The sequence below is a fragment of the Novosphingobium sp. CCH12-A3 genome (assembly GCF_001556015.1).
Classification (GTDB): domain Bacteria; phylum Pseudomonadota; class Alphaproteobacteria; order Sphingomonadales; family Sphingomonadaceae; genus Novosphingobium; species Novosphingobium subterraneum.
The window spans coordinates 1-13,779 of sequence record NZ_LSIA01000116.1; the positions used below are offsets into that span (position 1 = coordinate 1).

Annotated in this window: 12 protein-coding genes; 6 read left to right on the forward strand and 6 right to left on the reverse strand. The window is 63.6% G+C overall.

The features are described from left to right. From AX703_RS08195 to sucC, 3 genes are all read right to left on the reverse strand, one after another. Positions 1 to 806 (reverse strand): electron transfer flavoprotein subunit alpha/FixB family protein (locus AX703_RS08195; protein WP_062343583.1); only part of this gene is annotated, 806 nt, incomplete at its 3' end. After that, positions 806 to 1,558, reverse strand: coding sequence for an electron transfer flavoprotein subunit beta/FixA family protein (locus AX703_RS08200; protein ID WP_039337173.1), 753 nt, complete (start codon positions 1,556 to 1,558; stop codon positions 806 to 808). The genes AX703_RS08195 and AX703_RS08200, both read right to left, overlap by 1 nt. A 236-nt stretch (positions 1,559 to 1,794) precedes the next feature. Then, positions 1,795 to 2,994: an ADP-forming succinate--CoA ligase subunit beta gene (gene sucC, locus AX703_RS08205; RefSeq protein ID WP_039337175.1), complete on the reverse strand. Its 1,200-nt coding sequence runs from the start codon at positions 2,992 to 2,994 to the stop codon at positions 1,795 to 1,797. A gap of 489 nt (positions 2,995 to 3,483) precedes the next feature. Here sucC and AX703_RS08210 point away from each other — a divergent pair, with 489 nt between their 5' ends. Next, positions 3,484 to 4,011 (forward strand): PA2169 family four-helix-bundle protein, encoded by a 528-nt coding sequence (locus AX703_RS08210; RefSeq protein ID WP_197423653.1) that lies wholly within the window; start codon positions 3,484 to 3,486, stop codon positions 4,009 to 4,011. Positions 4,012 to 4,031: 20 nt separating this feature from the next. Here AX703_RS08210 and AX703_RS08215 read toward each other — a convergent pair whose 3' ends face one another. Next, positions 4,032 to 4,889: a TetR/AcrR family transcriptional regulator gene (locus tag AX703_RS08215; RefSeq protein ID WP_231735459.1), complete on the reverse strand. Its 858-nt coding sequence runs from the start codon at positions 4,887 to 4,889 to the stop codon at positions 4,032 to 4,034. On the opposite strand from AX703_RS08215, the gene AX703_RS08220 reads away from it, so the two are divergent. The 5 genes from AX703_RS08220 to AX703_RS08240 all read left to right on the forward strand — a co-directional run bounded on the left by AX703_RS08220 (position 4,803) and on the right by AX703_RS08240 (position 10,928). Next, complete coding sequence (locus AX703_RS08220) at positions 4,803 to 5,720, forward strand: sugar phosphate isomerase/epimerase (protein ID WP_062343657.1); 918 nt, start codon at positions 4,803 to 4,805, stop codon at positions 5,718 to 5,720. The two genes, AX703_RS08215 and AX703_RS08220, sit on opposite strands and share 87 nt — an antisense overlap. Next, the gene (locus AX703_RS08225; protein WP_039338632.1) at positions 5,713 to 6,117 is read left to right on the forward strand and encodes a DUF6379 domain-containing protein; all 405 of its coding nucleotides are present in this window, start codon (positions 5,713 to 5,715) and stop codon (positions 6,115 to 6,117) included. The genes AX703_RS08220 and AX703_RS08225 overlap by 8 nt, the downstream gene beginning before the upstream one ends. Positions 6,118 to 6,206: 89 nt before the next feature. Further along, positions 6,207 to 8,585 carry a TonB-dependent receptor gene (locus AX703_RS08230; protein ID WP_082734487.1) on the forward strand — a complete coding sequence of 793 codons (2,379 nt, stop codon included), beginning with the start codon at positions 6,207 to 6,209 and terminating at the stop codon, positions 8,583 to 8,585. Positions 8,586 to 8,677: 92 nt separating this feature from the next. Beyond that, the gene (locus AX703_RS08235) at positions 8,678 to 9,595 is read left to right on the forward strand and encodes an alpha/beta hydrolase (RefSeq protein WP_062343659.1); all 918 of its coding nucleotides are present in this window, start codon (positions 8,678 to 8,680) and stop codon (positions 9,593 to 9,595) included. A gap of 1 nt (position 9,596) precedes the next feature. After that, positions 9,597 to 10,928, forward strand: a complete 1,332-nt coding sequence (locus AX703_RS08240; protein WP_062343584.1) for a glycoside hydrolase family 1 protein — start codon at positions 9,597 to 9,599, stop codon at positions 10,926 to 10,928. A 3-nt stretch (positions 10,929 to 10,931) separates the two neighbouring features. Here AX703_RS08240 and AX703_RS08245 read toward each other — a convergent pair whose 3' ends face one another. Next, on the reverse strand, positions 10,932 to 13,244 hold the full coding sequence (locus tag AX703_RS08245; RefSeq protein ID WP_062343585.1) for a molybdopterin cofactor-binding domain-containing protein: 2,313 nt from the start codon (positions 13,242 to 13,244) through the stop codon (positions 10,932 to 10,934). Beyond that, complete coding sequence (locus AX703_RS08250) at positions 13,241 to 13,762, reverse strand: (2Fe-2S)-binding protein (protein ID WP_039338637.1); 522 nt, start codon at positions 13,760 to 13,762, stop codon at positions 13,241 to 13,243. Before AX703_RS08250 ends, AX703_RS08245 begins: the two co-directional genes overlap by 4 nt. Positions 13,763 to 13,779 lie beyond the last annotated feature (17 nt).

Here is a 13,779-nt window from a genome sequence, read left to right on the forward strand (position 1 = left end):
CCGGCAAGGTGCTGGATCGCGCCCGAGATGCCGACGGCGATGTAGACTTCGGGTGCCACGATCTTGCCGGTCTGGCCGACCTGATAGTCGTTGGGCACGTAGCCTGCGTCGACCGCGGCGCGGCTGGCGCCGATGCCGGCGTTCAGCTTGTCGGCCAGCGGGGTGATGATCTGCTCGAACGTGGCAGCGTCCTTCAGCGCGCGGCCGCCCGAGACGATGATCTTGGCGCTGGTCAGTTCCGGCCGCTCGGACTTGGCGATCTCGGCGCTGACGAAGGTCGACAACCCGCTGTCACCGGTGGCTGCGACGGCTTCGACGCTGGCCGATCCGCCAGTGGCGGCAGCCTTGGCAAAGGCGGTGCCGCGCACGGTGATGACCAGCTTGGCGTCGGAGCTTTCGACCGTGGCGATGGCGTTGCCGGCGTAGATCGGACGGGTGAAGGTCCTGGGCCCCTCGACCGAGAGGATGTCCGAGACCTGCATCACGTCGAGCAGCGCGGCAATGCGCGGGGCGACGTTCTTGCCGGTGGTCGTGGCAGGGGCGACGAAGGCGTCGTAATCGGCCATCAGGCCGGCGACGAGCGGGGCGACGTTTTCAGCGAGCGCGTTGCCCAGCGATGCGTCGTCGGCCTTGAGCACACGGGCGACGCCGGCGATCTGCGCAGCAGCCTGTGCAGCAGCGTCGCAGTTCGATCCGGCAACAAGGGCAGTCACTTCGCCCAGTTGAGATGCGGCAGTGACGGCGGCGAGCGTGGCGTCCTTTACGGAAGCGTTGTCGTGTTCGACGAGAACGAGAACCTTGGACATCAGGCTACTCCCATTTCCTTGAGCTTGGCGACCAGCGTGTCGACATCGGGCACCTTGATGCCGGCTGAGCGCACCGGCGGTTCGCTGACCTTGAGCGTCTTGAGGCGCGGCGCGATGTCGACGCCGTAGTCGGCGGGCGACTTGGTGGCGAGCGGCTTGGACTTGGCCTTCATGATGTTGGGCAGCGAAGCATAGCGCGGCTCATTGAGGCGCAGGTCGGTGGTGACCACCGCGGGCAGCGCCAGCTTCACCGTCTGCAGGCCGCCGTCGATCTCGCGCTTGACGACAACCGCATCGCCCTCGACCGAAACTTCGTTGGCAAAGGTGCCCTGGGGCCGTCCCAGCAGCGCGGCGACCATCTGGCCGACCTGGTTGCTGTCATCGTCGATCGCCTGCTTGCCGGTGATGATCAGCGCGGGCTGCTCCTCATCGGCAATCCCCTTGATGATCTTGGCCACGGCCAGCGGCTCGACCTCGGTGCCGTCCTCGACCTGCACCAGCACCGCCCGGTCCGCACCCATCGCCAGCGCCGTGCGCAGCGTTTCCTGGCTCTTGGCCACGCCCACCGACACCGCCACGATCTCGCTCACCACGCCCTTTTCCTTCAGGCGAATGGCTTCCTCGACCGCGATCTCGTCAAACGGGTTCATGCTCATCTTCACGTTCGCAAGATCAACACCACTCCCATCCGCCTTCACACGTGGCTTCACGTTGTAGTCAATCACCCGCTTCACGCAGACCAGGGCTTTCATCGCCAGGCGTCCTTTCCTTGATTCCGTAGGCCTCGGCATAATTCGCGCTTACGTAAACGTCAACTGCACATCTGGCCATGCGTTTGTCGGCAGGGTTGGAGTGCTGGGCGGCGCAAAAAGTTCGCCGCCGAGAAGCCCTCGTCAGCGTGGCGTGTTCGAAAGGACGTGCGGCCGGCAAATGAAAAGGGGCGCCGGTTGCCCGACGCCCCCTGATCAAACCGCAGTCCGGTGAAAGGTCAGGCAACCTTCCGGACTTCAGCGACGATCTTCTTGGCGGCATCGCCGAGGTCGTTGGCGGGGACGATGGGCAGGCCGGAATTGGCGAGGATGTCCTTGCCCTGCTGGACGTTGGTGCCTTCGAGGCGGACGACCAGCGGAACCTGCAGGTTCACTTCCTTGGCCGCGGCAACGATGCCGTCGGCGATGATGTCGCACTTCATGATCCCGCCGAAGATGTTGACGAGAATACCCTTCACCGCCGGGTCCTTGAGGATGATCTTGAACGCCGCGGTGACCTTCTCGGTCGTCGCGCCGCCGCCCACGTCGAGGAAGTTGGCGGGGAATTCGCCGTTCAGCTTGATGATGTCCATCGTCGCCATGGCAAGGCCGGCGCCGTTGACCATGCAGCCGATGTTGCCGTCGAGCTTGATGTAGGCAAGGTCGTACTTGCTGGCTTCGATCTCGGCCGGGTCTTCCTCGGTCTCGTCGCGCAGCGCCATCACGTCGGGGTGGCGGTAGAGCGAGTTCGAATCGAAGCTCATCTTGGTGTCGAGGACGAGCAGGTTGCCATCCTTCGTTTCCACCAGCGGGTTGATCTCGAGCATGTCGCAATCGAGCGCGACAAAGGCGTTGTAGAGCTGCTCGGCGATCTTGCCGGCCTGCTTGTTGAGATCTCCGGTCAGCTTGAGCGCATAGCCGACGGCGCGGCCGTGGTGCGGCATGAAGCCTTCAGCCGGGTCGATGGTGATCGTCGCGATCTTCTCAGGGGTCGAATGCGCGACCTCCTCGATGTCCATGCCACCCTCGGTCGAGACGATCATCGCGACGCGGCTCGAAGCGCGGTCGACGACCATCGAGAGGTAGTATTCCTTCGCGATATCAACGCCATCGGTGATGTAGAGGCGATTGACCTGCTTGCCGGCCTCGCCGGTCTGCACCGTGACGAGCGTGTTGCCGAGCATTTCCTTTGCAAAGGCCTCGACTTCCTCGATGCTCTTGGCCAGGCGCACGCCGCCCTTGGCATCGGCAGGCAGTTCCTTGAACTTGCCCTTGCCGCGACCGCCAGCATGGATCTGCGCCTTGACCACATAAAGCGGCCCCGGAAGCTGCTTGGCCGCAGCAACCGCTTCCTCAACCGTCAGCGCCGCAATCCCAGCCGGAATGCCGACACCAAACTTCGCAAGCAGTTCCTTCGCCTGGTACTCATGGACGTTCATTCAACATCTCCTTGGCGCCGAGCGCCATATCGACCACCAGTACGCAGGAAGCATGAAGCTTGCCGCCCTGTTCACTGGTGCAAAGTTCGCCACAGCGCGCTCTCAACCCTGTATCAGCAGCCCGCAGGCCGGTCAGGAGATACCGCAAGCACGGGTTTCCCGGACAGATCAGGGCCGTGAGCGGCCTTCCGCGCAGCCTCCGTGCATTCCACGGCTTGGCCTGTCAAATGCAATTCCGCAAACTTGCGAATCTCCGATTTGCAACCATCCACGCCATCGGACAGCTCATCCACAGTGCTTGGCCGGGGCAAGGCGAGGCGACGCAGCATCGCTCATCGTCTCCCGCCTGGGGCGACGCCACCGATCGGCTTGGTAAATCGACAGAACGCCCGCTGCGTGGGGGATGCCGTTGCCATGGCAGCGACTTGGCCCGGACCCGCCGACGGCTTCCGACCGTTGAAGGGGGACACCCTCAACCGGAGATTAACGATGGATTCGAACAACCCGACATTCGGCACGACTGTAAGCACGAACGGGGCAAGCATGAACGGGGCGAGTGTGACTGGCGGCGATCCGGATGGCGATGTCACCGTACTCAACACGCTGATTGCGACATTGCTGGACAGCGTCGAGGGCTACCAGACATCAGCCGAAGATGTCGACAACGAGCAGTATCGCCGCATCTTCCTTGACCGTGCCCGCGAACGGCAGTCGGTGGTAACTAAACTGCAGGCTGCAGTTGGCCAGCTTGGCGGGAATCCCGAGGACGACAGTTCGACCATGGGGGCGATCCATCGCGCGTTTGTCGATCTGAAGTCGGCAGTCATGGGCCGCGACGACAAGGCTATCATCAACGAGGTCGAACGTGGCGAAGACTATCTGAAGGAAAAGTTCGAGACCGCGATGAACAATGCGGACCTCTCGGCTATTGCGAGGCAGGCCGTCAACGAGGCCTGGGGCTCAGTGCGCGAAGGCCATGACCAGATGCGCAACCTGAAGCACGGACTTACGCGCTGAGCCAGCCGTTTTCCTGACCATCAGGCCATCAGCCTGAGTGCCTGCCGGACGATCTCGGGTGCGAGTTCGTCCGGCATTGGTTCCAGCGGATGTGCGCGCAGCATCGCTCGGTTGGTCTGAAGCGCAAACCCGAAGATCGCGCTCCAGATCGTGGCGATGCGCAGGCTGCGCTCACGCTCGGACAAGTGCCCCGTGGCGCGCGAGACTTCACGTCGCAACATCTGGAAGCCCACTTCCTGTTCAGGGGCAAGCTCGGGCGCTAGCTGTGGGCGGACCAGTTCGCTTTCGTACATCAGCGTGAACATGTTCGGATTTGCAGCAGCAAACCGGATGAAGTGAAGAAGGTTGGCGAAAAGCACTTCCTCTGGCGCATCTGCGACCGCTTTTTCGGTTTCGGCGAAAAGTTGGCGATACCCTTCGAGGGCCACCGCAACGAGCAGCGCCCGTCGATCGGGAAAATGGTGATACGGCGCCCCGGGGGACACGCCGATCTCCTCAGCCAGCTTTCGAATCGACAACCCTTCATGACCTTCGCGCGCGACGAACGCGCAGGCCGCTGCGAGCAGCTCGCTGCGTAGATCATCGCGGTGCGAAGGCTTGCCCCGCCGTTCCCGTATCGCTGCGTTCCCCGTCATTCCTGCAGCTTTGCTTGGTTTGACGCCAATGCGCAAGCCGCTTGCGCACCCTCTTGCGCCCCCCTTGCCCTCGTATTGATCATCGATTAATAGGCGCTCAAATAAGCGGTGATCAATAGCGTCAATCCGGACGCCGCCGCGACAGGAGAGGTTAGCGTGAGCAGCTTCAAGTATGGCGTATCGCTGTACAGCTACACTGATGACTTCGGCACGGTGATGACGCTGGACGATGCGTTCGATCATGTTGCCGACACCGGCTCGACCGGCATCGAGATCCTTGGCGAGACGAGCGTGCCGCTCTATCCTGAGCCGCCCGTTGCGTGGATCGACGACTGGTTTGCCAAGCTTGAGCGCTTTCGGCTCGAGCCGACCAATTTTGCTTGCTGGGTCGACACGCGCATCCAGCTGGACCGCAACATGAGCGTCGAAGAGGGCGCGGCGCAGATTGCGCAAGACCTGCGTCTGGCGCACAAGCTGGGCTTCAAGTTCATCCGGCCCAAGTTCGGCGTGATCGACCATGACCTGACGCCGGACCCAATCTGGGAAGGTGCGGTCGAACGGAATCTCGATCTTGCGCACGAGCTGGACCTGGTGATCCTGCCCGAGATCCATTCGCCCACGCCAATCCGTCATCCCGTTACCGACGCCTATGTGAAGTTCATCGAGCGCACCGGCACGAAGAACTTCGGCCTGATGATCGACACCGGCATCTTTCAGGATCGCCCGATCGATCACTGGGGCGGCGGCATCACCGACGAGATCAAGAAGGGCGCGCTGAGCTTCCTCAATGGCATCAACACGCCGGTCGAGCATCTGGCCGACGTGATCCAGTACGTGCCGTTCATCCAGGCGAAGTTCCACAACATCGACGAGACGCTGCACGACCACCAGATCCCGTGGGAGCGCATCGTGCCGATGCTCAAGAAGCTCGGCTACGCCGGTTATCTGTCGAGCGAGTACGAGGGTAAGCGCGACCCTTGGGTGGCGATCGAGCAGGTGCGCCGCCAGCACGCACTGATCCGCAAGCTCGAAGAAGAATATGACGCCGCGAGCATGGAGGCGGCCAATGCTTGAGCGCAGCCATATCCAGAGCACCGGCTTCCGCAACGTGGGGCCTGAAGGTGCGCGCACCGGGTTCGAGGTCCGCATCCGCCAGGCCAACTACCGCTCCTCGCGCCTGAGCCTGATCGAGGGCGTGGACATCACCGTCGACGGCGTCGTCTATCCCGCCGAGGGCAACCTGTTTCGTCTCGGTGACAAGGAATATACCCGGGATGAACTCAACGAAGCGACGCAGACCCGTCTTTACGTGGGCGACTACTTCACCGTGGTCGTTCCCAAGGAGGGCGGCCTGACGCGCGGGGTTCATCTCGTGGGCAGCGCGATCCGATACCGCCACCCCTATTTCCCGCCCGAATTTCAACCCGCCATCGTCCGCAACGAACGCCACGCGACGATCATCCTCCCCTGAAGGGCCGAACCTCCGGGGTGGAGCGCCGGCGGTGCGGACCGGTGGGCACCAGCACATTTCCGCATAATCGTTCAGAGGGAGGATAATCCGTGAACATCAGCAGGAAGACCCGGCTCGTGCAGTCGGCATCAATTGCAGCCATCGCGCTGTTCTCGTCTGTACCCGCATTCGCGCAGGCTGCCGACCAGTCGGCAGCGGACGAAGCCTCGGCACCCGGCGAAATCATCGTTACTGCCCAGCGTCGCAGCGAGAACGTGCTCAAGGTCCCGGTCAGCGTGACCGTGGTCGGCTCGGAGCAGCTGATCCAGCGCGGCGCCAATGATCTTACCGCCGTGACCAAGCTCGCACCGAGCCTTCAGGTGGCGCAGGACAACACTTTCTCGGTACGGGGTGTCGGTACGGCCACGTTCTCGAACACTGTCGAGGCCAGCGTCTCGCAGGTCATCGACGATGTCGTTCTCGGCAACCGTGAATATGCCGCCAATGCCTTCTACGACGTTGCTCGCGTCGAAGTCCTCAACGGCCCGCAAGGCCTCCTGTTCGGCAAGAACGCCTCGGCCGGTCTGGTGAACATTACCACCAACAAGCCGAAGCTGGGCGAGTTTTCGTTCAGCGCCGACGGCGAACTGGTGCAGCGTGCACGCCCGGGTGACGACGGCACCGGCTACCAGATCCGTTCCACCATCAACGCTCCGCTGGGTGACAAGGCGGCACTGCGTCTCAACGCCATCTACAGCGATCAGGACCCGATCACTGTCGGCAAGGTCAACCCCAACGTGCGCAATGACCTCGGTCTCGAGAACCTTGGCCTACGTGCCAAGCTGCTGTTCGAGCCGACCGACAACCTCTCGGTCTACGTGATTGGCGACTACAACCGGCAGCGCGGCATCACTGGCCGCTATGACATTACCTTCCGCCAGTTCGGCCCCGGCAGCCAGTACCCGGCGCGTGGCCTTGTCGCAGGTACGGACAACCTGAACTTCGCGGCTGAAGCGCCGAATTTCCGTGACAGCGATACCGGCGGCCTTCAGGCCAACATCAATCTGCGCCTCGGCAACGGCATGGAGCTGAGCAGCATCACCGCGTGGAAGCAGGCCAAGGTCGATTTCCAGTTCGATTCCGACCAGACGCCGTTCAACTTCTTCAGCTTCAACGGTGCCAATCAGAAGTACGACCAGTACTCGCAGGAACTGCGTCTGGCCCTCCCCAGCGGCAATGCCCTGTCGGGTCAGTTCGGGCTCTACTATTACCGCTCGGTCGGCAACAGTTCCGGCTACCGTGGTGGCAACAACGGCGTGCCAGACTTTGTCGCGGTCGGCTTCCCGTTCTGCATCGGCGCCACTGTCACGCAAGGGCCGCCGCCCGCTTGTGGCGTGAACAACCGCTCGTTCCTCGGCCAGGACTTCCAGTATCGCCTGCAGAACGACAGCTATGCTGCGTTCGGCCAGCTCGGCTACCAGCTGACCGACACCCTCAAGCTGACCGCTGGTGCGCGCCTGACCTACGAAAAGGCGCAAATCAACTTGCGCGAGAACTTCGGAAACTACTTCGTCACGCTTGGCGTGAAGAAGAACGTCACCGACCAGAGCACCGACGCCACCGATCTCAGCTACAAGCTGGGCTTCGACTGGCAGGCGACGCCGGACCTGATGGTCTACGGCTTCTACGGCGAAGGCTTCAAGGGACCGGGCTTCTCGAACACGGCACCCGCGCCGAATGCCGATCTCGCCGTACGTCCGGAAATCTCGCGCGGTGGTGAACTCGGCATCAAGGGCAAGGCTCTCGATGGCGCGCTGACCTTCAGCGTTTCAGGCTTCTACACGAAGTTCTATGACCTGCAGGTTCAGGCCTTCGTGCAGGCGCTCCGCACCTTCGTGCTGGGCAACGCGGCCACGGCAACGACCAAGGGCATCGACTTCTCGTTCCAGGCACGGCCCTTCGAAGGCCTGACCCTGTCGGGTTCGGCGTCTTATGCCGATGCGACGTTCGACGACTACCCGGGCGCGCAGTGCTACCCGACGCAGACGACCGGCGGCTGCAAGGCCGACATCAACTCGTCGCTGCCCGGCTTCGTCGGCACGTTCAACGCCAAGGGCTACCAGCTGCCGCTGTCCTCGAAGTTCACCGCGACGCTTGGCGCTGAATATGCTGCGCCGATCTCGGAAGGCCTCGAAGCACAGTTCGGCGTCGGCTACTACCACCGCTCGCCGCAATCTGCCGGTATCGGCGCACCGTTCACGATCCCGACCTGGGATACGATCGACCTGCGCGCCGGGATCAAGGCCGACAACTGGACCATCAGCCTGTTCTGCAAGAACTGCACGAACGAGATCCGTCCGATCTCTGTCGGTTCGGACGGTGGCGATGCCAACCCGGTTGGTGTCGCTCCGCCAGTGCTGACGTTGAACCAGCGCTTCAGCTTTGAATCAGTCCGCACCGTCGGCGTGCGGGCAGGCATCAACTTCTGATGCAAGAGGGGCCGCCGCCTTCGGGTGGCGGCCTTTGCTTCTGCCGCATCCGTCGAAGAGCGGACCGGCACCTGTCGAGAAGGATGAACTGGATGATCATGGCCGGACTTCGGCATTCGATGCTTGGCTTGGGCCTTGCACTCCTTGCGAGCGCATCCGTGGATGCGCAGAGCGGCATTTCGACCGAGACGGTCGCCGCACCGGCCCAACCGAACACCTTCACCCTGCCCACAGCCGGGAAGGTGGACCGCGAGGTCTGGCATCCCAGCGACCTTGGGCGCTATGCCGTGCGCAACGTCACCCGGCCGACGCTCACCGTGTTCCAGCCCGTCGGCAAGCCGTCGCCCGCGTCGGTGATCATTGCTCCTGGCGGGGCTTTCCTCGGCCTCGAGATGGACAAGGAAGGGTGGGAAGTAGCCCGCTGGTTCGCCAATCGCGGCGTGACCGCGTTCGTGCTCAAGTACCGCACCCTGCCAACACCGCCTGACCAGAAAGTCTTCGTCGCCGAACTCGACAAGATGATCAGCGGGCAGAAGGCCGCGTTCGCGCCTCCGGCCGACACGCCCGCCGAAGCGCTGGCGGATGGCATCGCTGCCCTGCGGCACGTCCGCGCCAATGCCGCCACCTTCGGCATCGACCCGAAGCGCGTCGGCTTCATGGGCTTTTCGGCAGGGGGCTTCCTGACGCGCAGCGTGGTGGAGAAGGGTGGCGCAGATCGGCCCGACTTTGCCGCGCCGATCTATCCCAACATGGCTGCCATGACTGTCCCTGCCGATGCGCCGCCGATGTTCGTAGCCATTGCAGCCGATGATTTTCTGCTGGCGCGCGAAAAGGGTCTGCCGCTGCTCGACAGTTATCGCGCTGCCGGCAAGTCGATCGAATTCCACCTTCTTTCATCGGGCGGTCACGGTTTCGGGGCCGGACCCGCTGGCTCTCCTGCGGAAGGATGGCTTGAGTTGATGTATCGCTGGATGCGCACGCAGGGCCTGCTGGCAACGGAGAAGAAGTGAGATGATCGATCGTCGCAGCTTGATGGCTTCGGCCGTGGCCCTCGGCGCTTCCGCCGCGGTTAGCAGCAGTGCGCTCGCGCGGGGTGCGAAGATCAAACCGCTTGATCCCAGGTTTCCCGAAGGCTTCCTGTGGGGTGCTGCAACTGCTGCTCACCAGATCGAGGGCAACAATCTCAACGCCGACCTGTGGGTGATCGAGAACGTCCCCGGCACGATCTTCGCCGAGCGATCAGGCGATGCCGCAAACAGTTTCGAGCTGTGGCCAGTTGACCTGGACTTGGTGAAGGGCATGGGCCTCAATTCCTATCGCTTCAGCCTGGAATGGGCGCGGATCGAGCCGAACGAGGGACATTTCTCCAACGCCATGCTCGACCATTACAAGGCGATGATCGAAGGGTGCCGCGCGCGCGGCCTCAAGCCGGTCGTCACCTTCAACCACTTTACCACCCCGCGCTGGTTCGCTGCCAAGGGCGGATGGCACAATCCTGAATCGTCCACGCTGTTCGCCCGCTTCTGCGATCGCGCCGCGCGGCATCTGGCTGCGGGCATCGAACTCGCCACCACGCTCAACGAGCCGAACCTCGCAGGCGTGATCGGCGAAATCCTGCCGCCGCAGTTGCTTGCCGGTGATCAGGCGACGCAGGAAGCCGCCGCAAAGCAGCTTGGCGTGCCGCTTTATACGCCGGGGGTCTCGCTCTACATCAAGGACCCCAAGACTTACCGTGCCAACATGATGGAAGGCCATCGTCGTGGCCTCGCCGCGATCAAGGCGGTGCAGCCTGACCTTCCGGTCGGCGTGAGCCTGGCCATTCTCGACGATCAGGCGGTCGGCAAGAATTCGATGCGCGACCGGATCCGCGAGCGCTACTACAATGAGTGGCTGCGCCTGGCGCGTGAGACCTGCGATTTCATTGGCGTGCAGAACTATGAGCGCAAGGTGTGGAATGCCAAAGGTCCGCTACCCGCACCTGCCGATGCGCGCCGCAATGCCGGCGGGATCGAGGTCTGGCCGGGCTCTCTGGCTGGTGCGGTGCGGTATGCCTACGAGGTTACCAAGCTACCGGTCTACGTCACCGAGCACGGCGTCAATTCCGACGACGATGCCTTGCGCCAGTGGCTGATCCCGGCCGCGCTTGCCGAATTGAAGCGGACAATGGACGATGGCGTACCGGTGCGCGGCTATTTCCACTGGTCGCTGATCGACAACTTCGAATGGGGCTTCGGCTACCACCACCGCTTCGGGCTGCATTCGTTCGACCGCGAGACGTTCAAGCGCACGGCCAAGCCCAGCGCCGAAATGCTGGGCTCGATCGCGCGAAGGAACTCGCTCTAGGACTCAGGCCAGCGCCGCTTTGACGTATGCCGGTCGGAGCGGCAGGCGGCGCACGGGTTTGCCGGTGGCGTCAAGGACGGCTGCGGCAATGGCCGGGGCGGCCAGGGCGTTGGCGCTTTCCGAACCTTGGCCATAGTTGCCCGCAGCAAGGTTGGTTTCGAACACCACCTTGATTTCCGGCGCTTCGGCCATGGTCAGGATCGGGTAGCTGGCCCAGTCGGCCGCGGTGATCGCGCCTCGGTCGAAGCTGACTTCCTCATGCAGCGCCTGGCTCACGCCCATCAGGCAGCCAGCCTGGATCTGGCGGCGCAACTGCAGCGGATTGATGACGATGCCGACATCGGCGACCATGGTCATCCGTTCGACCTTGATTTCACCGCTCTCCGGCATGACCGCGACGTGCGCCGCGCAGGCCCAGTAGCCGTTGTCGCGCAGCATGATCGACATGCCGCGGCCCTTGACCACGCCTTTTCCGCTGGCGCGGGCGCCGGGGGCGGGTGAGGGGCGGCTGTCCCACGCGGACTCGGTGCGCAGCTTCTCGATGATCGCCTTGAAACGCGGGTCGGTAACGTGATCGAGGCGGAATTGCAGCGCGTCCTTGCCCGCCAGCATGGCCGCTTCGCTCATTGCCACTTCACGCGGGAAGTTCTGCTGGAACTGGATCGGCGTGCGCATCGAATGGTCCCGCAGGCCCACTGCGATCGGCGATTCCTTCTCGCCGATCTGCCAGGTGCTCATCGCCTTTTCGTGCACGGCGGGGACGTTGCCGTAGACCCAGGTATCCTGCATCTCATTGATGCCGTTCTGGAACGGATCCTTGGTAACGGCCGCAGGGGCATCGATCACCGGCAGGCCGGCAAGCAGCGCACCGACCAGGCGATCATCCTGCATCGGCGGCACGCGGTGTTCGGCTGCATAGCCTGCAATGCGCCCGTCCTTGTCGAGCTTGATGGCGATATCCGCCAGCGCGCACGAGGATTGCGTGGTCCACTGCATCTCGTCGGCGCGCATCCACTGCACACGCACCGGCCGGCCAAGTTCGCGCGAGAGAAGCACGGCTTCGTCCTCGCTCCCTGCGCTGCCACCATTGGAGCGGCCATAGTGGCCCGATCCTGGATAGGTGCGCACTACCACCTTGTCCTCGCCCACGCCGAGCATCTTGGCGATCATGTGGCGCAGATGCTGGGGGTTCTGGCTCAGAGTGTGCAGGGTGACCGAGCCATCGGGGCGGTAGTCGGCCAATGTGACCATCGGGCCGATCGGGGCGTGCTTATGGTAAGGCAGGAAGTACGATGCCTTGTGCTCCCGCGCAGCCGTCACCTTTTCGGGCTCACCCTTGTTGGCCGCGCCATCGCGTGACGGGAAGACGGTCCAGTCGGCCTTCGACCGCAAATGGTCTGCCAGGCCTTCGTGGCCAGGCAGGCCCTGCCAATCGCTCCACTGCGTCTCGGCGGCAACAGCCTGAGCAGCCTGTACCGCCTCCCACTCGTCAGGTGAAACCACGGCAAGGAGGTTGCCGATCGTCACCAGTCGCGCGCCCGGGAACTGCGCTCCGTCCAGCTTCCCGGCCTTGACCAGCTTCGAACCCAGCGTTGCGGGGTGGATGGTGCGGGCGTGGAGCATGCCCGGCAACTTGACGTCGCCGACCCAGACCGCTTCGCCTGAAACCTTGGGGCGGGTCATGGGGTTGGCCGATGGCTTGCCAATGATCGTGTATTCGGACACCGGTTTCAGCGGCGGCTCGCCCTTGACCGTCAAGCCCATCGGGCTGGTCAGTTCGCCTTCTACCGGGATCGTCAGCTTGAGGTCCTGTCCTTTCACGAGATCGGCATAGCTTATCGCCTTGCCGCCGCCGGAGATGACGCCGTCCTTCACGCTCAACGCCTTGCGGTCGACCCCAAGCTTGCCCGCGGCGAGTTCAAGCGCCGCCTCGCGCATGTAGGCTGCAACCTTGCGCAGGTTCTGGACATAGCCAAGCAACCAGAACGTGCCGCCACCATCGGGCGTGCGGTCGGTGTCGCCGGTGATCACCGTGGTCATCGCCGAGAGCGGGACGCACAGTTCCTCGGCCACGATCTGGCGATAGGCGGTGTTGACGCTGCTCTGGCCGAAATCGCATTTGCCGGTGCGGATCGTGACCGTTCCATCCGCCTTGAGCTCGATCCAGCTGGCAGCCGTGGTTGCGTCGAGCGAGGCCGGGGCGGCGGTTGGCGAAGCCTTGACCGGCAGGCTGACCGCGACGGCGAGCGCTCCCCCGCTGCCGATGAAGGCGCGGCGGGAAAGTCGGGCGCCGTGGATGTCAAGGGCTGCGCTCATGCTGCACCTCCCTCGGCCATCAGCTTGGCCGCACGGTGCGCGCCTTCGAGGATCGCGGCATAGCTGCCGCAGCGGCACAAGTGCGGGGAGGGGCCGGAATTGGTCAGCGCCTCGCGGATATCCGCGTCGGTCGGCTTGGGGTTCGCCTCGAGCAGTTCGGTGACCTTGATCATCATGCCGAACTGGCAGATCCCGCACTGCGGCACCTGTTCGTCCACCCAGGCCTGCTGGACCGGGTGCAGCCGCTGCGGGTCGGGCGCGAGGCCCTTTTTCTCGGCCCAGCGCGCGGGCAGGCCGTCAACCGTGGTGACCGGCTTGCCTTCCACCGCCGAGACCGGCGTCACGCAGGCGCGCACCTCTTCGTCGCCAAGCAGGATCGAGCAAGCCCCGCATTGCGCAAGGCCGCAGCCGAACTTCACGCCCATCACATCCAGTTCGTTGCGAAGGACATAGAGCAGAGGCGTATCGGGCGAAGCCTTAACCTCGCGCTGCTTTCCGTTGACGACGATCTTGGTCACACGCAACTCCCCCGCGA